The following is a 15,852-nucleotide window of genomic DNA, read 5'->3' as shown; positions in this document are numbered from 1 at the left end:
CCATACCTATTTATCAACGTCAACGACAATCTTGCCGGTCGGAAAGTTACTCTTCCAGCCACACGTCCTCGTACCCTTCGCGGTCGAGGATGAATCTGGCGCCGCTGGGCAAGGCCAGGTAATCGACCACCTGCGGCAGCATCTCGTGCAGGTGTTCCGCATGCAGGGGCTGGTAAAAGCCGCTGGCATCGTCGTGTTCGCCGCAGTGGATGAACCAGCTGATGGTACCGTTTTCCGGCAGCACGACGCGCGTGCCATAGATGGGCGACTGGTCCAGGCTGCCGATGGCCAGAGCCACCATGGGTTCGGGTGCTTGCGCCGGCAAGCCGAATTTGTCGCAGATGCGCTGCTGTGTTTCGCTGATCAGTTCAGTCATAGGGTCTTCAGGATCCGATATATTGGTAGTGGAGGCGCAGCGCGCCATCGTGGCCGGACATTTCCAGGTGCAGGATCGCTTCGCCCGGCTTGCCATCGGCCAGCAGCAGGCATTCCAGGCCCAGCGCTCCGGCGTCGGTGGCATACACGTCGACGGCGGGACGGCCGCCCTTGCCCGGTACGAAGGCTTGCGCCAGCAGCGCCAGGGACAATGCCTGGTTCGCCGCAAGATAGCTGTCGAGCATGTCGATGATCTCGTCGGCCACGCCCGGCGACAGGCCCCAGTCGCGTTGCAGCGCAACAGGATCGCGCCCGTCCAGCGTCTGCACGAAGGCGGCGGCCTGCGCGTATGCCAGCTGCCGCAAGCTGTCTGTGATGGCCATTTCCATAGAGTACGTTGTGCCTTATCCATTCAACAGGCGCCATTATAGTGCCTCGCCGCGGGCATGGCCGATCCGTTTGCTGGCAATAATCAAGCACCGTGCCGATTATTTAAAGTGCCGCGCTTATTATTTATCGCACTGCAATAACATAAATGGCTCGCGTGATATTTGGTGAGTATTTGAAAAATATAATCGCGGATACGATTGATTTTCAAGTTGACGCTTATTTATTCAGGCGCTAATATCGAATGGCCATATACCATGGCATACAGCGCAAGCAGTACTTAACCATCACAAGAGGATAGTACAATGCAAAAACAGAACCACTCCAAATTGTTCGCATTCAAACTGGCTGAAAAACAGGTACAAAAACAGGTAGCGCCCGCCACCGTCTGGAAGGTGCGCGACGGCGTCGCCGTAGCCGGCTGCACCGCCGTCGGCACCCGTGACCAATACCGCGATTCATCGCGCTTCCAGCCGAACGACGGCGGCCAGTACTGCTGATTCCCGGCGCCCCATTCCCCCGCCCGCGTGGGGGTTTCATCTATTCCGCTATATTCAAACTGGCGCTGGCGCCTATTCCGGCGCGGCTTCTCTGCGCGCAATGAATACATAAACACCTTTCAATTGCAGATTCCATTTTTATAATCAGTATTTATCGGTAAAAATCGGAACACAACCATTAATAGAGGATCCCATGCATAAAGAAACCAAACTGTTCGCATTCAAACTGGCGGAAAAGAAGGAAGAAGAAAAGCCGGCGCTTCCTGCGCCCTGGAAAGTACGCGACGGTGTCGCCGTAGCCGGCTGCACGGCGGTCGACAGCGAGGAGCAATACCGCTATTCGCGTATCGGTTCGAGTGACGGCGGCGAGTTCTGCTGATACGTACACCAGCTGAAAGCCTTGCCACGGCAAGGCTTTTTTGATTCCCCCTTACCGCGGCCTCCCCGACATGCACAAAAAGGTTTTGATTATCAGCCATAGCGGCGATCTGCACGCCGACCTGGTCGAAGCCATCCTCGCCGCGCGCGGCCATGCTCCTTTCCGTATCGATCTCGACGCCTTTCCCCGCGATTACCAGCTGTGCCAGCGCCTGCTGGACGGCCGCGCCAGCGCGCGCCTGCGCCACTTGCCCGATGGCGACTGGCTTGAGCTGCAGCAAGTTGGCGCCGTCTGGCTGCGCAAGGCGGCCGACTATGCCTACGCCAGCGCCGACCTGACGCTGCAGGAACGCGCCTACGCCCAGCTGGAAACGGAGCAAGCCATCTTCAGCATGCTGTACGGGCTCGATTGCTACTGGCTCAGCCATCCGCTGGCCCTGCGCGGCGCCCAATGGAAAGGCGAACAGCTTGCGCGGGCCGCGCGCATGGGCTTTCGCGTGCCCGCCACCGTGATCACCAATGTGCCCGACGACGTGTGCGCTTTCCGCGCGGCCATCAACGGGCCCATCATTTTCAAGAGCATGTCCACGCCCAGCCTGGCCGCCGAAACGGTCGAGGACGTCGACAGGGTCAGCGCCGGCATCGGCACCACCATTGTCGACGATGCCATGCTGGACAGCCTGGACGCCGTCAGCGAACTAAGCTGCCAGTTTCAGGAATATATCGCCAAGCAATACGAACTGCGCATCACCGTGATCGGCAAGCAACTGTTTGCCGCGCGCCTGTATTCCCAGGACGATGCCCGCACGGCCATCGATTCGCGCGATATGTCAGCCCCCATCCGCTATGAAGCATGCACCTTGCCAGCGGAAATACAGCAGCGCTGCCTCGCTTTCGTGCACAGCTATGGCCTCGAGTATGGCGCGCTCGATCTCATCGTCACGCCTGACGGCGAGTACGTTTTCCTGGAAAACAACCCTGTTGGTCAATTCTTGTATGTGCAACAACTGGTGCCTGCCTTGACCATGCTGGAAAGCGTGGCCGCAACCCTCATCGAAGGAGCCGTATGCCGCAGCCAGACCTGAGCCAGATCCCTCTGCGGCTACGCGAACTGGAGCAGGCGCGCGACAGCCGCGCCATCGTCCTGGCCGCCTCGCACCTGGACATGGAGCTGCTGCCCGCCCTGTACGAACTGTGCCAGGGCATCGGGCCCGTGGCGCGCCTCGACGTGGTGCTGCACGGCCGTGGCGGCATCGTCAACGCGGCGCGGCGCATCGCCATCCTGCTGCGCCAGCATGCGCGCCACCTGAGCTTTATCGTGCCCTTCCACTGCCAGTCGGCCGCCACCCTGCTGACCCTGGGCGCCGATGAGATCATCGCCGGCGACCTGGCCCTGTTCTCGCCCATCGACCCGCAGCTCGATGGCGCCGACGGCGGCTCCATGTCCAGCCTGGACATCAAGGTCTTCGGCGACATGGCGCAGCAGTGGTTCGGCGTGGATGCCAGCGAAGCGCGCCAGCAATCGCTGTCCCTGCTGTGCGGCAGCATCTTTCCCCCTTCCCTGACGGCTTTTTACCGCACCACCCTGGAGCTGGCGCAGATCGGCGAGGAATTGCTGGCCTGGCAATTGCCTGATGCCATACCCGAGGCCCGGCGCGCCATCGTCGCACAACTGGTGACGGGCTACCACTCGCACAACTATGCCTTGACGCGCGAGGAATTGGCCCAGCTGGGCTTGAACATGGCGCGCGATGCCCACGCCGAACGGCTGGGCTGGGCCATCTCGACGCAATTGCAGGCGAGCATAGGCGGCGCCTTGCGCAGCGCGCCCGACGAGCCGTGGAACGATGCCCTGCTGGCATCGCGCGACGGCGTGCAGCTGCGGCGCCAGCGTCCGGGCGGCTACGCGCCGGTGTGGAGCACGCAATGCTGACAGCTCTCCCCTTTTTGTCCGATATCGCGCGCCATGCCATCGCCTTGCTGCTGCTGGCGGCCAGCGTAGGCAAGCTGCGCAGTTATGCTGCCTTCCGCGGCAACCTGGCCACCTCGTTCGGTGTGCCGCCCGCCGCCGCCCAATTCGCTGCGCCAGGCCTGGTGGCGGCGGAACTGCTGCTGGCCGGCTGGCTGCTGGCGGGCGGCACGCAGTTGCCCATGCTGCTGTCACTACTGCTGCTGAGTACCCTCACGGCCGTGCTGGCCTGGCGCTACTTCACGCACAGCGTGGTGCGCTGCAGTTGCTTTGGCGAAGCGGCGCGGCCCGTCTCGCAATACGACCTGCTGCGCAACGTGCTGGCGGTCGGCATCAACGGCGCTTACTTTGCGCTGGCGCAGGACACCGCCTTGCCCGTCGCCACCTCCATTCTGGCCGCCGGCCTTGCAGCCATCGTCTGCGTGGCCGTGATTTCCCTGCACGACATCGCCACCTTGGCAAAGGCCGGCTGATGGATTCCACGACATTGCAACTGGTGCTGGCGGCGCTGGCGTTTGCGCTCGCCGGCAACATCTGGCTGACCCTGGCCGTGCTGCGCGCCAGCCGCCGCGAACGCATCGCGCCCACGGCGCTGGTGCCGGGTGCACCCCTGCCGACAGTGCAAGCCCGTCCCCTGGCTGGCGGCGCGCGTTTCCAGCCGGGCGCCAGCGGCCAGGCGGCCGTGCTGCTGTTCCTCGCCAGCCGCTGCCCGAAATGCGGGGAAAAGCTGGCCGGCATCGAACAGCTGCTGCCGCTGGCGCGCGAGGCCGGCCTGACCCTGTGGCTGATCAGCGAAGAACCGGCCCGCCGGCTGCGCGCCTTTTTGCCCGGCAAGGCCTTGCGGGCGGCCACGGCACGGCTCACGCTGCGCGACTACCGGCGCGTGAATCCTTTGATGAGTTCGCCGTCCTATGTATTCGTCAATCACGAGGGCACAGTGGAAGCGGTCGGCCTGATCGGCGATGAAGACTGGCTGGCCCTGACCGAACAATTGAACGCCGAACCGTCGCAGGAGCGCGCCGCATGAGCCTTCTGAACTTCGGCCCGCATGTTGAACGCCTGCGCCTGCTGTATCCCGTGCGCTGGCGCGTCGCCGCCGGCTTGCTGTGCATGGTCCTCACCGTGGGCGCGCAGCTGGCCTTTCCACAGGCCATCGCGTATTTCATCGACAATGTGGCGGAACTGACGCAGCGCGGCGTCACGCCGGGCATGGTCGCCGCCATGCTGGCCTTCAGCCTGCTGTATGCGCTGGTCACGAGCGCGCGCTTCTATTTACTGCAATCGAGCGGCCACATGATCGTCATGGGCGTGCGCCGGCGCCTGTTCGACGTGGTGATCAACCAGCCCATCGCCTTCTTCGACAAGCACCATGGCGGCGAGCTGAACAGCCGGCTCACGTCCGACGTATCGGCCCTGCATGAAAGCCTGACCATCGGCGCGGCCAATGCCCTGCGCTCGCTGTGCGTCTTTGTGGGCGGCATCGCCATGCTGCTGCATCTGTCGCCCATGCTGAGCCTGCCGCTGGCCTTGTTCATTCCCATCAGCCTGTATCTCGGCAAATTATCAGGCAGCAATTACCGGCAGCGTTCGCGGGCCATTTCCGCCACCCTGGCCGCCAGCGGCAAGGTGGCGCAGGAATACTTTGCCCATGCCCGGCTGGTGCAGGCGTTCAACCAGCAAGGCGGCGCCATGGCCCGCTACGCGCAAGCCATGCGGCAATTGCTGGACGTGTCCCTGGCCGGTACGCGCCTGCTGGCCGTGTTCCAGGGCGCGCAGGGCTTGCTGGCTTTTATTGCCCTGCTGACCACCCTGTGCTTCGGCGCCCACCTGATCGGCCAGGGCCGCCTGAGCGTGGGCGAGCTGACGGCCTTCGTCATCTATGCCAGCATGGTGACGGACACGGCCGGCTCCATCAGCGAATTCTGGAACACGTGGATGCGCACCATGGGTTCGACCGACCGCATCTTCGAGATCCTGCGCAGCCACCGCACCGTGCCCGAAGCGGCACCGCAGCCGCCTCTGGCCGGCCATATCGCGCTGCGCGACGCGTGCTTTTCGTATCCCGAGCGCACGCAGGTCACGGCCCTCGACGGCGTCAGCCTGTCGATACGCGCGGGCGAAAAGATCGCCCTGGTGGGCGCCTCGGGCGCGGGCAAGTCCACCATCGCCAGCCTGGTGCTGGGCCATTACCAGCTTGACGCGGGCAGCCTGCAGTTCGACGGCATCGATGCGGGCGTGCTGGGCGTGGCGCAGCTGCGCCGCCAGATGGCCGTGGTGGAGCAGGAACCGGCGCTGTTTTCCGGCAGCATCGCGGACAATATCGCCTTTGCCGTACCGGACCGCGCCGTGACGCGCGAAGAGATGCAGGCGGCGGCGCGCCTGGCGCACGCCCACGATTTTATTGATGCCTTTCCGGACGGCTACGAGACCCTCGTGGGCGAACGGGGCGTGCAGTTGTCCGGCGGACAGAAGCAGCGCATCGCGATCGCCCGCGCCATCCTGCGCGCGCCGAAAATCCTCATCCTGGACGAAGCCACCAGCGCGCTCGACGCCGCCAGCGAACAGCAGGTGCAGCTCGCGCTCGATACCTTGATGCAAGGCCGCACCACGATCATCATCGCCCACCGCTTTTCCACTATCGTCAAGGCGGACCGCATCATCGTCATGGACAAAGGCCGGATTTGCCAGCAAGGCACGCACGCCGAGCTGCTGCGCGCGGGCGGCCAGTATGCGCGGCTGATGCAGCAGCAACTGTCGCAATTCCAGCAGTTGCATGAGAGTACGGCAACCCTGTAAAGGGCACCACTAAATAATGCAATATTGAAATGGTTGTCATCCACCACAGAGTTTTCCTACGTGGCGACAAGTAGTGTCCCTATGGTTAAGCCCGACGCAGGCAGCGAGAATGGTTCCAACGGTGCAGCCTATGCTGGACCGGATGATCATGCAAACCAAGCAAACCAACCATAGGGGACACGACCATGACTTCGAACAGCAACGACAAATCCGGTAGCCAATCGGACAAACAGCAATCGGGCCAATCGGGCAGCCAGCAGTCGGACAAGCAGTCCGGCACCCGCCAATCGTCGGGCGGCACCCAGGGCGGCACGCACGAGCAGCATGTCGAGGCAGGCCGCCAAAGCCACAAGAATGACGGCGACAAGCAGTCGGGCTCGCAGCAATCGGGCCAACAGTCGGGCCAGCAATCGGGCTCCGGCACCGGCACGCGCGGCGGCACGCATGAGCAGCACGTGGAAGCGGGACGTCAAAGCCACAAGAATGACGACAAATCCTGATCCCGCAGGCATGGCTAGACGCGCCTTCTCAACATGAAAGCACTGACGGCCATGTTGTGCGCCGGGCTGGGCATGGGCCTTGCCGCCTGCGGCGCCAGGAATACGGCATCGAACGTGGAGGCGCCCGGCGCGCCGGCCGGAGTCTCCACGCGTATGCTGGACGCGGGTGCCGACGCATTGCAAGCGCGGCCGCCCGTCGCGGCACTCAATGCCTATCTTGACGGTTTTCATTTTTACAACGGCAATCTGCGCGGCCAGATGGAAGCGCACCACTATTGCGCCATCGTCAATGAAGAGCTGATCCAGTGCGTGATCTACGATGGCAACGTCAAGGACGCCAAGCTGATGGGCGTCGAATACATCGTCAGCGCCAGACTGTACCAGGGCTTGCCGGCGGCGGAAAAAGCGCTGTGGCACAGCCATGTGCATGAAGTGAAATCAGGCCAGCTGATCGCTCCCGGCATTCCCGCCGTGGCCGAAAAAGTCTTGATGCAAAAACTCGTCGCCACGTATGGCAAGACCTGGCATACCTGGCACACGGATCTGCACAAGACCTTGCCGCTGGGCGTGCCGCAACTGATGATGGGTTTTACTAGCGATGGCCAGGCCGACGCCGCCATGGTCGCCGCGCGCGACCGCCGCTTCCGCATCGATTCCGCCGAAAAACGCCGCCAGCGGGCCGACATCGCCGCGCCCGCCATCATAGACGGCGCCGATGCCTGGCAACACGGCACGACCATCCAGCTGGCCGACCCGAGCGGAACGCAGCACGCTGCGTCATCGCCGTCACCACCCTCCCCGCACACGGCCGCGCCTGCCATTTCACCCCCGGCCAGATAGGCTGCGCGCGAAAGGCCGTTGTCTGGAACGGCATTCTGGGCGATAATTACGCCCATGAACGATACCACCACCTTACCCCCATTGCCCGATCGCTTGTCGATCGACCCTAGCAGCCCTTACCACGTTGCAGCCGTGTTCGAGAACGACGTCGGCATCCGCTTCAACGACAAGGAACGTCTTGACGTGGAAGAATATTGCATCAGCGAACGCTGGATCAAGGTTGCTTCCACCAAGTCCCTCGACCGCCGCGGCCGTCCGCTGCAGATCAAGCTGAAGGGCAAAGTCGAAGCGTTCTACCGCTAAGCAACACCTACAGTTGTCATCGAGGCCGATTTGCATCGGCCTTTTTTACGTCCGCAGGAATTGCCCAGCCGGCCGATCAGGCTGCAGGCGGCGGCTGGAAGGCGCAGAAACCCGGCCACTGGTCGCGGCTGTCGCACACTTTCAGGCAACCTTTGTTCTCCTTGAACGTGGCGACGACCTTGATGGGGAAACCATAGAGTGGCGTGGTGGCCAGGAAGGCGGTCGAGCAGCTTTGCTCGTTGCTGAAGCGGAAAGTGATTTCTTCGCGGCGGCCCTTGCGCTCAAAGCTCAGCATGAAGGTTTCATTGCTGTTCCACTGCGCCTTGCCTGGTACGCGGAAACGGTAGCGGGGGCTGCCCTGTTGCTGACCCTCAAGTTTCTGCCCGAAGACGCGGCTGCTGGCCGTGGCCGTTTCGACCTTGGCAACGGGATACACGACGCCAAAGATATAGGTGCCGGCAAACCCCTGGTCGAAGCCAAGTCCCTTCTGGTAAAACGGCACGACGATATGCGGTGCACCCGCGTATTCCACGGTATTGCGCGCCGTCACGCGCGACGTCAGCTTGTCATCGGGCTCTTTGCCAAAGACCACGTCCAGTTCCAGCAAAGCTTGTTGCTTGTCGATATCTTGCGCCAGATAATCCTTGGGGAACGTTTCGCCGTGCACGCAGCCGGCCAGCAAGGAGGCGGCAAAGCAGCCGGCGATCAGTTTACATATTGTCATGGCTGTTTTCCTTCCGGCGGCGCGGAGATGAGGCCCAGCCCCGTCACTTGCAAGCCGTTCTTGCCTTGTTTCCATTGAAATTGCTGGCCGAACCAGGCCAGTTCCAGCTCGCGCCGGATGCGGATCGAATCCGTGCGGCCCTGGCGCGCCTTGATGGCGGCGCCCGCCTGCGCGGAAGCGGCCTCCGACAAGGGCTTCAGCCACCGTTGATAGGTGTCCGGCGGCAAGGCCAGCTCACCGGCCACGCCGTCGTCGCGCGTGGCAACGATGATGCCCACCTTCGTCAGCGTATTCGTCAGATAGGCGCCGCGCCGCCCGTCGGGCGAGACGGAGACGAGCATGGCATGCGGATAATCGCCGCGGACGTTGCCCGGCACGTCAAACCACAGCAGTTCGCCCGTGCCCGTATCGAGCGCGCGTCCGTCGCGGGGAAACAGCAGTACCTCGCTATTGCCCGGCTGCGGTACGCCCCATTCGGGGTCGCGTTCCGTGCGGACCATATTGTCGCGCTGCATGGGACTGATGGGGCGCATCAGTGGCTCGCCATTCTGCACGCCGATCAATATCGTGCCCTGGCCCGTATAGCCCTTGGTAAACGCCAGCAGCATGGGCTGGCCTTCGCGCGTGGCCTTGATGGGCCGCACTTCCACCACCTCGCGCGCGCCGCCGGGCCAGTAGCCGTGCCGGCGGAAAGTCAGGGTAACGAGCGGGTCGTGGCGGTCACGCGTGACGACAAAGTCGCCGTACTGCTTCATCACCGGCACGTAGGATGTTTGCGCCTGCGCGGCGGGCAGGACAGCGGCCAGCAAGCTGGCGGAGGCCGCCAGGCGGCATAAAGAGAGGGACAGCATGGCATCCTGTAAAGGTCGCACGGGGCGAAGAATCAGAATTCTAAACGATTCCTCGCCAGCAACACTGCCCAATTGGAAACATCAGCGGCGCTGGATTTCGATCAGCTCGATCTCGAACAGCTTCGGCCACAGTTTTCCCGTGACAAACAAGCGCTTGCCCCGTGCATCCCAGGCGATGCCGTTGAGCACGGCGTCGGGGTTGGCCGTGCCCCGCTGCCCGGGCGGCAGCAAGCCCGTCAGGTCGATCCAGCCGACAACCTTGCCGCTGGCCGGGTCGATGCGGGCGATCACGTCCGCGCCCCACACATTGGCAAACAATTCCCCGTCGACCATTTCCAGCTCGTTCAGGCGCTCGATGGCGCGGCCTTCCGCCTTCACCTCGAAGCGGCACACCTCGGCCAGGGTTTTCGGATTGAGCACGCGGATGGCGGACGTGCCATCGCTCATGTAGACGAATTGACTGTCGCTGGCCAGGCCCCAACCTTCGCCCTGGTAGCTGAATTTGCGTTTCAATTTGAAGGTCTTCAGGTCGAAGACATAGCCGGTCTGCGAAATCCACGTCAGGCCCAGGATTTCATCGCCCACGTCGGTGATGCCTTCTCCAAATACTGTTTTGTCCAGCATGGTTTTCTGCAAGACCTTGCCCGTCGCCAGTTCCACCTTGCGCAAGGAGGACTGGCCGTTCTGGCCCGTGCTTTCATACAGGTGGCCATCCTTGAATAGCAAGCCCTGGGTGAACGCCTGGGGGTCGTGTGGATAGGTATTTTTGACGAAATAGCCATACACGGGAATGGCCGCCTGGGCGTAGCCCATTTCGCTCATCAGGCCCACGGTGCACAACAATCCCAGCAGCAGCGAACCTGCCGTGCGTTTCACACTTGTTTTACCGATATTCTTCATATTCTTGACGGTGGTTGGCGAGCGCCTATTGTAAACGGGCCGCGTCCGCCATGCGCGTCCTGACGAGCTCCAGCCAGGCGCGCGCGGCAAACGACAGCCGCCCGCCGCGGCGCCAGGCCAGCATCAGATTCCACTCCACGGGCGGACCGTCCAGGGGAATGACGGCAAATTGCGACGGCTCCAGGGTATCGCAATACATCTTCGGCAGCAGGCAGATGCCCACGCCCAGCCTGACCAGCGAGGCGATAAAATCCCACTGGCCGCTGCGGCCCGTGATGCGCGGCGCGAAACCGGCCCGCTGGCAAGCGTCCAGCACGATGTCGTTCAAGGCAAACGCGGCACCATAGAAAATGAAGGGGCTGTCGGCCAGCTCGGCCAAGGCGACGGAAGCGCGTCCCTGCCACGCAGAACCGGGCGCGGCCAGCAAGCACAGCGGCGAGCGCACGAGAGGCAAGGCTTCGAAATCTTGCCAGGTGGCCGCATTGCCCGGGTAGTCGAGCATGGTGCCCAGTTCCACCGTGCCGGTGCGCAAGTCGCGCTCGATCGCCTGCGTGCCGCTTTCATACATCTTCAGCTCGATACCGGGATAGCGCTGGTGGTATTCGGCCAGCCACGGCGCCAGGGTCGAATGGGTTTGCGGCGACACGCCGACGCGCAATTCACCCCGCTCCAGATGTTGCAGGTCGCGCAATTCCACCTTCAGCTCCGCGTGTAGGGCCAGCAACTCATGCGCGCGCGCCAGCACCACCTGGCCCGCGTCCGTCAGGGTAAACCGCTTGCCCGCGCGGTCGAGCAAGGCCAGGTCCAGCGACTGCTCCAGCTGGGCGACCATCTTGCTGACGGTGGGTTGCGTCACGTGCAGCCTGGCGGCCGCGCGCGTAAAACTATTCTGCTCGACCACTTCAACGAAGTAGCGCAGGGAGCGGATATCCATAATGCATTCCAATATCGAATGATAATCATGAGTTTAAGTCATTTTATCTTTTGATGCGGGATCCCTACAATGAAAACTTCCCCCTGCCACTAGAAAGCCCGCCGTGAAAGCCGTCCCTTATTCCACTACCGCCCCACTTTCCGTCCCCGTCTGGCGCCAGCCCGCGCAGACCGTGTGGCAAGTGGGCGTGCTGATCGCCGCCTGGTGGCTGGCCGATGCGGCCGCTTCCGCCCTGCACCTGCCGTTTTCCGGCGGCGTCGTCGGCCTGTTCGTGCTGGTGGCACTGCTGCTGGCCGGCTGGGTGCGGCCAGCAGCCATCGAACTGGGCGCGAACTGGCTGCTGGCCAACATGCTGCTGTTCTTCATTCCGCTGGTCGTGTCCGTGGTGCAATTTACGCAGCTGCTGAAGTCTCAGGGCTTGATGCTGTTCGTGAATATCGGCCTGGGCTTTGCCAGCGTGATGCTGGTCACGGCGTTCACCGTGGAATGGGTCTGCCGCTATGAACGCAAGCTGCGCCTGCAAAAACTGCTGCGCCAGCGCACAACCAGGGCGCAAGCATGAACACCGTGCTCCTGTCCCTGCTGTTTTTGCTGCTGACCCTGGTGCTGTTCTACGCCAACCAGGCGCTGCACCGCCGCCATCCGCACTTTTTGCTCACGCCCGCCATCTGCACCTCGGCAATACTCATCGTCATTGTGCAGGCGACCTCGACGCCGTTCGCCACGTATTTCGGCGAAACGCGCTGGCTGCCGTGGCTGCTGGGGCCGGCCACCATCGCGTTTGCGCTGCCCATCTTCCAGGAGCGCAAGCTGATCCGCAAGCACTGGCTGGCCCTGTCGCTGGGCAGCTGCGCCGGCATCGTCGCCTCGGTCGCCGCCACCCTGCTGCTGGACCGCTTGCTGGGGGTGCACGGCGACATGGCGCGCAGCCTGCTGGCCCGCTCCGTGTCGACGCCATTCGCGCTGGAAGCGTCGCGCCACATGGGCGGCTCGGCCCAGCTGACGGGCATCTTCGTGGTGATGACGGGTTTGTTCGGCTTGATGCTGGGCAAACCGCTGCTGAAACTGCTGCCCTTGCGCATGCGCATCGCCCGTGGCGCCCCGTATGGCGCGGCCGCGCACGGTTTTGGCTTGTCCGTGGCGCGCCGGGTGGGCACGGAAGAAGGCGCCGTGGCCAGCTTGACGATGATTTTTTCCGGCGTCGTGACGGTGCTGCTGGCGCCGCTGCTGGGGCGCTTGCTCGCTTAACGTTCCCTCGGCGCGATTGCGGCAGGTCAAAGCGGCAAGCGCGGGTTGGGCGATAGTGGGTGGAGTTTCGTTCGCCCACCATCCCGGAAACCCTATGGCAAGCACATCCAATCCAGGGCCGCAAGCCTTGCAAGTCGAGTATTTTTCCGCCAGCGACCAGTTCCTGTTCACGCAGATGGCCGCCGATCTGCTGGAGCAGCAAGCCAATCTCGACCTTGACGCCCAAGTCGATGCCGGCCTGGCCTATCAGGTCAGCCAGTTCCAGTCACAAATGAAGAGCCGGGCGATGACCGCCGGCGACCGCATCCTGCCCGCCTACATCGGTCTGCTGAGCCAGGCGACAGCCTTTGCCGCGCTATGGGACGCCGCCTACCAGCTGCAACGGCACCGGCTGGCGCAAGCGGCGCAGGATGCCGCCGCGCGCGCCGACATCGCGCAGGTCTACCGGCAACTGGCGGTGCAGTCGGGACACATCAACCAGCAAGCCCAGGCGCTGGCGGGCGACATGCGCGCCATCGCCGGCGAACTGGCGCCGCTCAACGCGGGCTTCAACACGGCGCTGTCGGCCACCATCGCCGCCCTGGGCGCCGCTGCCAGCGCGTCATCGGCCAGCATCGACCAGCTGAAGGCCACCATCAACACGAATATCGCCGATATCGTCGCCGGCGCCAACAAGACGGGCGCTGCCGTGACGGAATTGATCGTCAAGACCATGACCACCATCAGAGATACCCAGAGTGATGGAAAGTCCGCGCCATCGGGCGACTTCGTGGTGCAAGGCATCGATGCGGCGGAACAGGGGGTGGCCGAAACGGCGCAGGCCCGTGCGGCCCTGAACGCCAACAATGCCCTGCTGGCCAGCGCCTACCAGCAGCTGGCCGACGCCGATGCGCTAGTAGCCGTGGCCAAGGTGGTGCAGGTGCAGAACAGCCAGTTCACCAGCGCGTTCAACAGCGCACTCGATACGGCCCAGATGCTGGCCGAGGACTGGGGCCAGTCGCCACAGGCGCCGCCTGCGACGGGCGTCAGCGCCGGCCTGGCCGCCTTTGCCGACGCCGTCGCCGGCATGGCCAGCAATGCCGACGCCGAAACGCTGGGCGGGCAGCTCGATTACGCCAACACGGCGTGGCAGCTGCTGGCCGCCAGCCTGGCGCCGCTGGAGCAAGCCATGACAGGCGCGTCCTGAACAACGTGCCACCGCTTGTCCCCACAACGATCCATCCGAGGAGCCGCGCATGTCGAATCAAAACCAGGCAGCACAAGGCATCAGCACCGCCAACAAAGCGCAATGTTCACAAGCGCTGCTGATACAAACCTACGCCAACAGCATCAACGAGCAGCCCAGCGTGGATTTTTCGGGCGACGCCAATTTGCTGAAATACCAGTCGCAAATCAACGATGGCCTGGGTCAGGCGCAAACCCACGCCACCGCCTACCTGAATGTCATCCAGCCCACGATCATTGCCAACATCGCCAATATCGGCAATTACTATGCGCTCAACAATGCCGTGCTGACGGCCTTGCCTACCGGCTCGACCGAGGCGCAATGGATCGCCACCCTGACGGCGCTGCAGCAGCAATCCCAGCAATACCAGACGGCCGCGAATGGCGTCGTCAGCGCCCTGCAGACCTTGCACGACAACCTGACCACGGATTCCGCCTCGTTCTCCACCACCGTCAGCGACCTGAACGCGGCCGTGAATGGCGACAATGGCGTGCTCAGCTCCATCAACAGCCAGCTCGGCACCATCCAGGGCCAGATCGACGGCGCCATTGCCGGTACCGTGCTGAGCGGCCTGGCCATCGTGGGCGGCACCTTCATGGTCGTCGTCGGGGGCGTGGCCGATTTCGTCACGGCAGGCACGTCGACGCCGCTGGTGGTGGCCGGTGTTGCCGTCGTGGCCGCCGGCATAGGCGGCGAAGTGGCCTCGGCCATCACCCTGAAAAACCTGAACGATGAAAAGGCGACCTTGCTGGGACAGGAAGCGTCGCTGACGGCCGAAGTCAAGCTGGCCACCGGCATCAGCAGCGGCTATGCCAGCCTGTCGAACCAGGTGCAGGCGGCCGTGCAATCGGCCACGCAGATGGAAAACGCGTGGGAATTCCTCAGCAGCGACCTGGGCAGCCTGATCAGCGACCTCCAGCAAGGCATACAAAACACGGACACCATCCGCACCCTGTTCCTGACGGCCGCCAACACGGAAATGCAAGCCGTCACCACGGACATCACCACCATCAAGGGCCAGATGACGGGCGTCACCAGCATCGTCGCGCCCAAGGGCCAGACGGTGGGCGAAGCGGCCGTTGCCGCAGCGGCGTGAGCGCCATGGCCGGCCTGCTGACGCAAACCCTCGCCAACCTGCTGGCCGCGCAGCAGCAGATCGCGGCCCTCGGTAGCTTGCCGCCAGCCGCCCAGCAGATCCAGGCCGGCTGCAATGCCTTGATCCAGCCCATGGTGACGCAGACGCGCGCGCTGCAACAGGCTGTTGCCGCCTTCGTCCAGACGGCAACGCCGCAGCTGGCGCAAGTACAAACCATGCTGTCGGCGCAAGCGCCGCTGCCCGATATCAAGGCGGCGATGTCTGCCCTGCAACAACAGGCACAGCAGCTGCAAGGCACAGCCAACGCCACGGCCGGCACGTTGACGGCGCAAACGGCGCAATTGATGGGGTATTTCAACCAGCTTGCCGGCGTCGAAGCGGGACTGCAAAGCCAGGTGACAAGCTTGCAGGGGCAACTGGGCGACGCGCAAAGCGAACTCGATGCGGCGCAAAAGCGCTATTACTATCTGCTGGCGCTCGGTCCGTTCGGTCTGGTCGGACTGGCCGTGGCCCTCGGTCTGTACTTGAAATGGAAATCCGATGTCAGCGACCTGCAAGGCCAGATCGGCGGCTTGAATGGCCAGATCGGTGCCTTCAATGGCATGACGGCGGCGTGCCAGCAGCTGGGCACGGATTGCCAGGGCCTCGCCAGCAGCATTTCAGGCGTGCGCAATGCCGTCAATTTTCTCGTCAGCGACCTGCTCGAGGTCAGCGGCGACCTGGACGCGGGCGATGCCGCGGTCGTCATTGCCTTGATGGCGACGGCCGCCAGCACGGAACTGGCCGCCCTGGGCACGGATGCCGCTTGAAGCGCCTGGCATCCATT

At 63.4% G+C, this 15,852-nt stretch carries 21 protein-coding genes; 15 read left to right on the top strand and 6 right to left on the bottom strand.

What is annotated here, in order from left to right:
- Nucleotides 1-46 precede the first annotated feature (46 nt).
- Together ACPJXG_RS13620 and ACPJXG_RS13615 are read right to left on the bottom strand one after the other, a co-directional pair.
- On the bottom strand, nt 47-376 hold the full coding sequence (locus ACPJXG_RS13620) for an immunity protein Imm33 domain-containing protein (protein ID WP_219309265.1): 330 nt from the start codon (nt 374-376) through the stop codon (nt 47-49).
- A gap of 7 nt (nt 377-383) precedes the next feature.
- Nucleotides 384-764 carry a hypothetical protein gene (locus ACPJXG_RS13615; protein ID WP_425254566.1) on the bottom strand — a complete coding sequence of 127 codons (381 nt, stop codon included), beginning with the start codon at nt 762-764 and terminating at the stop codon, nt 384-386.
- Nucleotides 765-1,067: 303 nt separating this feature from the next.
- Between ACPJXG_RS13615 and ACPJXG_RS13610 the strand changes: the two genes are divergently transcribed.
- The 10 genes from ACPJXG_RS13610 (at nt 1,068) to ACPJXG_RS13565 (ending at nt 8,048) form a co-directional block, all read left to right on the top strand.
- Nucleotides 1,068-1,262, top strand: a complete 195-nt coding sequence (locus ACPJXG_RS13610) for a hypothetical protein (protein WP_035818969.1) — start codon at nt 1,068-1,070, stop codon at nt 1,260-1,262.
- Nucleotides 1,263-1,455: 193 nt separating this feature from the next.
- Nucleotides 1,456-1,641 (top strand): hypothetical protein, encoded by a 186-nt coding sequence (locus ACPJXG_RS13605; protein WP_035818970.1) that lies wholly within the window; start codon nt 1,456-1,458, stop codon nt 1,639-1,641.
- 70 nt (nt 1,642-1,711) lie between these two features.
- Nucleotides 1,712-2,725 (top strand): ATP-grasp domain-containing protein, encoded by a 1,014-nt coding sequence (locus ACPJXG_RS13600; RefSeq protein WP_425254565.1) that lies wholly within the window; start codon nt 1,712-1,714, stop codon nt 2,723-2,725.
- Nucleotides 2,707-3,573 (top strand): SDH family Clp fold serine proteinase, encoded by an 867-nt coding sequence (locus tag ACPJXG_RS13595; RefSeq protein ID WP_425254564.1) that lies wholly within the window; start codon nt 2,707-2,709, stop codon nt 3,571-3,573. Before ACPJXG_RS13600 ends, ACPJXG_RS13595 begins: the two co-directional genes overlap by 19 nt.
- Complete coding sequence (locus ACPJXG_RS13590) at nt 3,567-4,082, top strand: MauE/DoxX family redox-associated membrane protein (protein WP_425254563.1); 516 nt, start codon at nt 3,567-3,569, stop codon at nt 4,080-4,082. Before ACPJXG_RS13595 ends, ACPJXG_RS13590 begins: the two co-directional genes overlap by 7 nt.
- Entirely contained in the window at nt 4,082-4,636 is a 555-nt protein-coding gene (locus tag ACPJXG_RS13585) for a hypothetical protein (RefSeq protein WP_425254562.1), read from the top strand. The genes ACPJXG_RS13590 and ACPJXG_RS13585 overlap by 1 nt, the downstream gene beginning before the upstream one ends.
- Nucleotides 4,633-6,405 carry an ABC transporter ATP-binding protein gene (locus tag ACPJXG_RS13580; RefSeq protein WP_425254561.1) on the top strand — a complete coding sequence of 591 codons (1,773 nt, stop codon included), beginning with the start codon at nt 4,633-4,635 and terminating at the stop codon, nt 6,403-6,405. The genes ACPJXG_RS13585 and ACPJXG_RS13580 overlap by 4 nt, the downstream gene beginning before the upstream one ends.
- Nucleotides 6,406-6,590: 185 nt before the next feature.
- Nucleotides 6,591-6,905 (top strand): hypothetical protein, encoded by a 315-nt coding sequence (locus ACPJXG_RS13575; protein ID WP_035818984.1) that lies wholly within the window; start codon nt 6,591-6,593, stop codon nt 6,903-6,905.
- A 33-nt stretch (nt 6,906-6,938) separates the two neighbouring features.
- Nucleotides 6,939-7,745 (top strand): OBAP family protein, encoded by an 807-nt coding sequence (locus ACPJXG_RS13570; RefSeq protein ID WP_425254560.1) that lies wholly within the window; start codon nt 6,939-6,941, stop codon nt 7,743-7,745.
- Nucleotides 7,746-7,799: 54 nt separating this feature from the next.
- Nucleotides 7,800-8,048, top strand: coding sequence for a DUF3297 family protein (locus ACPJXG_RS13565; RefSeq protein WP_010398340.1), 249 nt, complete (start codon nt 7,800-7,802; stop codon nt 8,046-8,048).
- A 76-nt stretch (nt 8,049-8,124) separates the two neighbouring features.
- Here ACPJXG_RS13565 and ACPJXG_RS13560 read toward each other — a convergent pair whose 3' ends face one another.
- The 4 genes from ACPJXG_RS13560 to ACPJXG_RS13545 all read right to left on the bottom strand — a co-directional run bounded on the left by ACPJXG_RS13560 (nt 8,125) and on the right by ACPJXG_RS13545 (nt 11,457).
- Nucleotides 8,125-8,772 carry a hypothetical protein gene (locus ACPJXG_RS13560; protein ID WP_176389061.1) on the bottom strand — a complete coding sequence of 216 codons (648 nt, stop codon included), beginning with the start codon at nt 8,770-8,772 and terminating at the stop codon, nt 8,125-8,127.
- Nucleotides 8,769-9,623, bottom strand: a complete 855-nt coding sequence (locus tag ACPJXG_RS13555; protein WP_425254559.1) for a hypothetical protein — start codon at nt 9,621-9,623, stop codon at nt 8,769-8,771. Before ACPJXG_RS13555 ends, ACPJXG_RS13560 begins: the two co-directional genes overlap by 4 nt.
- Before the next feature lie 81 nt (nt 9,624-9,704).
- Nucleotides 9,705-10,499, bottom strand: a complete 795-nt coding sequence (locus ACPJXG_RS13550; protein ID WP_425254558.1) for a glutaminyl-peptide cyclotransferase — start codon at nt 10,497-10,499, stop codon at nt 9,705-9,707.
- 49 nt (nt 10,500-10,548) lie between these two features.
- Complete coding sequence (locus ACPJXG_RS13545; protein ID WP_425254557.1) at nt 10,549-11,457, bottom strand: LysR substrate-binding domain-containing protein; 909 nt, start codon at nt 11,455-11,457, stop codon at nt 10,549-10,551.
- 103 nt (nt 11,458-11,560) lie between these two features.
- Between ACPJXG_RS13545 and ACPJXG_RS13540 the strand changes: the two genes are divergently transcribed.
- From ACPJXG_RS13540 to ACPJXG_RS13520, 5 genes are all read left to right on the top strand, one after another.
- Nucleotides 11,561-12,019, top strand: a complete 459-nt coding sequence (locus ACPJXG_RS13540) for a CidA/LrgA family protein (RefSeq protein ID WP_425254556.1) — start codon at nt 11,561-11,563, stop codon at nt 12,017-12,019.
- Nucleotides 12,016-12,705: an LrgB family protein gene (locus tag ACPJXG_RS13535; protein ID WP_219309284.1), complete on the top strand. Its 690-nt coding sequence runs from the start codon at nt 12,016-12,018 to the stop codon at nt 12,703-12,705. The genes ACPJXG_RS13540 and ACPJXG_RS13535 overlap by 4 nt, the downstream gene beginning before the upstream one ends.
- A gap of 94 nt (nt 12,706-12,799) precedes the next feature.
- Nucleotides 12,800-13,891, top strand: a complete 1,092-nt coding sequence (locus ACPJXG_RS13530; RefSeq protein ID WP_425254555.1) for a hypothetical protein — start codon at nt 12,800-12,802, stop codon at nt 13,889-13,891.
- 49 nt (nt 13,892-13,940) lie between these two features.
- Nucleotides 13,941-15,026 (top strand): HBL/NHE enterotoxin family protein, encoded by a 1,086-nt coding sequence (locus ACPJXG_RS13525; RefSeq protein ID WP_072453575.1) that lies wholly within the window; start codon nt 13,941-13,943, stop codon nt 15,024-15,026.
- Nucleotides 15,023-15,835, top strand: a complete 813-nt coding sequence (locus tag ACPJXG_RS13520) for a hypothetical protein (RefSeq protein ID WP_425254554.1) — start codon at nt 15,023-15,025, stop codon at nt 15,833-15,835. The genes ACPJXG_RS13525 and ACPJXG_RS13520 overlap by 4 nt, the downstream gene beginning before the upstream one ends.
- Nucleotides 15,836-15,852 lie beyond the last annotated feature (17 nt).

The sequence above is a fragment of the Janthinobacterium sp. NFX145 genome (assembly GCF_049810325.1).
GTDB lineage: Bacteria > Pseudomonadota > Gammaproteobacteria > Burkholderiales > Burkholderiaceae_D > Janthinobacterium > Janthinobacterium rivuli.
The sequence above is the reverse complement of the archived record's forward strand: the minus strand, read 5'-3'. Positions and strand labels throughout refer to the sequence as shown.

Coding starts and splice junctions, on each gene's coding strand:
- ACPJXG_RS13620 (WP_219309265.1), bottom strand. CDS start 376: ATGACTGAACTGATCAGCGAAACACAGCAGCGCATCTGCGACAAATTC.
- ACPJXG_RS13615 (WP_425254566.1), bottom strand. CDS start 764: ATGGAAATGGCCATCACAGACAGCTTGCGGCAGCTGGCATACGCGCAG.
- ACPJXG_RS13610 (WP_035818969.1), top strand. CDS start 1,068: ATGCAAAAACAGAACCACTCCAAATTGTTCGCATTCAAACTGGCTGAA.
- ACPJXG_RS13605 (WP_035818970.1), top strand. CDS start 1,456: ATGCATAAAGAAACCAAACTGTTCGCATTCAAACTGGCGGAAAAGAAG.
- ACPJXG_RS13600 (WP_425254565.1), top strand. CDS start 1,712: ATGCACAAAAAGGTTTTGATTATCAGCCATAGCGGCGATCTGCACGCC.
- ACPJXG_RS13595 (WP_425254564.1), top strand. CDS start 2,707: ATGCCGCAGCCAGACCTGAGCCAGATCCCTCTGCGGCTACGCGAACTG.
- ACPJXG_RS13590 (WP_425254563.1), top strand. CDS start 3,567: ATGCTGACAGCTCTCCCCTTTTTGTCCGATATCGCGCGCCATGCCATC.
- ACPJXG_RS13585 (WP_425254562.1), top strand. CDS start 4,082: ATGGATTCCACGACATTGCAACTGGTGCTGGCGGCGCTGGCGTTTGCG.
- ACPJXG_RS13580 (WP_425254561.1), top strand. CDS start 4,633: ATGAGCCTTCTGAACTTCGGCCCGCATGTTGAACGCCTGCGCCTGCTG.
- ACPJXG_RS13575 (WP_035818984.1), top strand. CDS start 6,591: ATGACTTCGAACAGCAACGACAAATCCGGTAGCCAATCGGACAAACAG.
- ACPJXG_RS13570 (WP_425254560.1), top strand. CDS start 6,939: ATGAAAGCACTGACGGCCATGTTGTGCGCCGGGCTGGGCATGGGCCTT.
- ACPJXG_RS13565 (WP_010398340.1), top strand. CDS start 7,800: ATGAACGATACCACCACCTTACCCCCATTGCCCGATCGCTTGTCGATC.
- ACPJXG_RS13560 (WP_176389061.1), bottom strand. CDS start 8,772: ATGACAATATGTAAACTGATCGCCGGCTGCTTTGCCGCCTCCTTGCTG.
- ACPJXG_RS13555 (WP_425254559.1), bottom strand. CDS start 9,623: ATGCTGTCCCTCTCTTTATGCCGCCTGGCGGCCTCCGCCAGCTTGCTG.
- ACPJXG_RS13545 (WP_425254557.1), bottom strand. CDS start 11,457: ATGGATATCCGCTCCCTGCGCTACTTCGTTGAAGTGGTCGAGCAGAAT.
- ACPJXG_RS13535 (WP_219309284.1), top strand. CDS start 12,016: ATGAACACCGTGCTCCTGTCCCTGCTGTTTTTGCTGCTGACCCTGGTG.
- ACPJXG_RS13530 (WP_425254555.1), top strand. CDS start 12,800: ATGGCAAGCACATCCAATCCAGGGCCGCAAGCCTTGCAAGTCGAGTAT.
- ACPJXG_RS13525 (WP_072453575.1), top strand. CDS start 13,941: ATGTCGAATCAAAACCAGGCAGCACAAGGCATCAGCACCGCCAACAAA.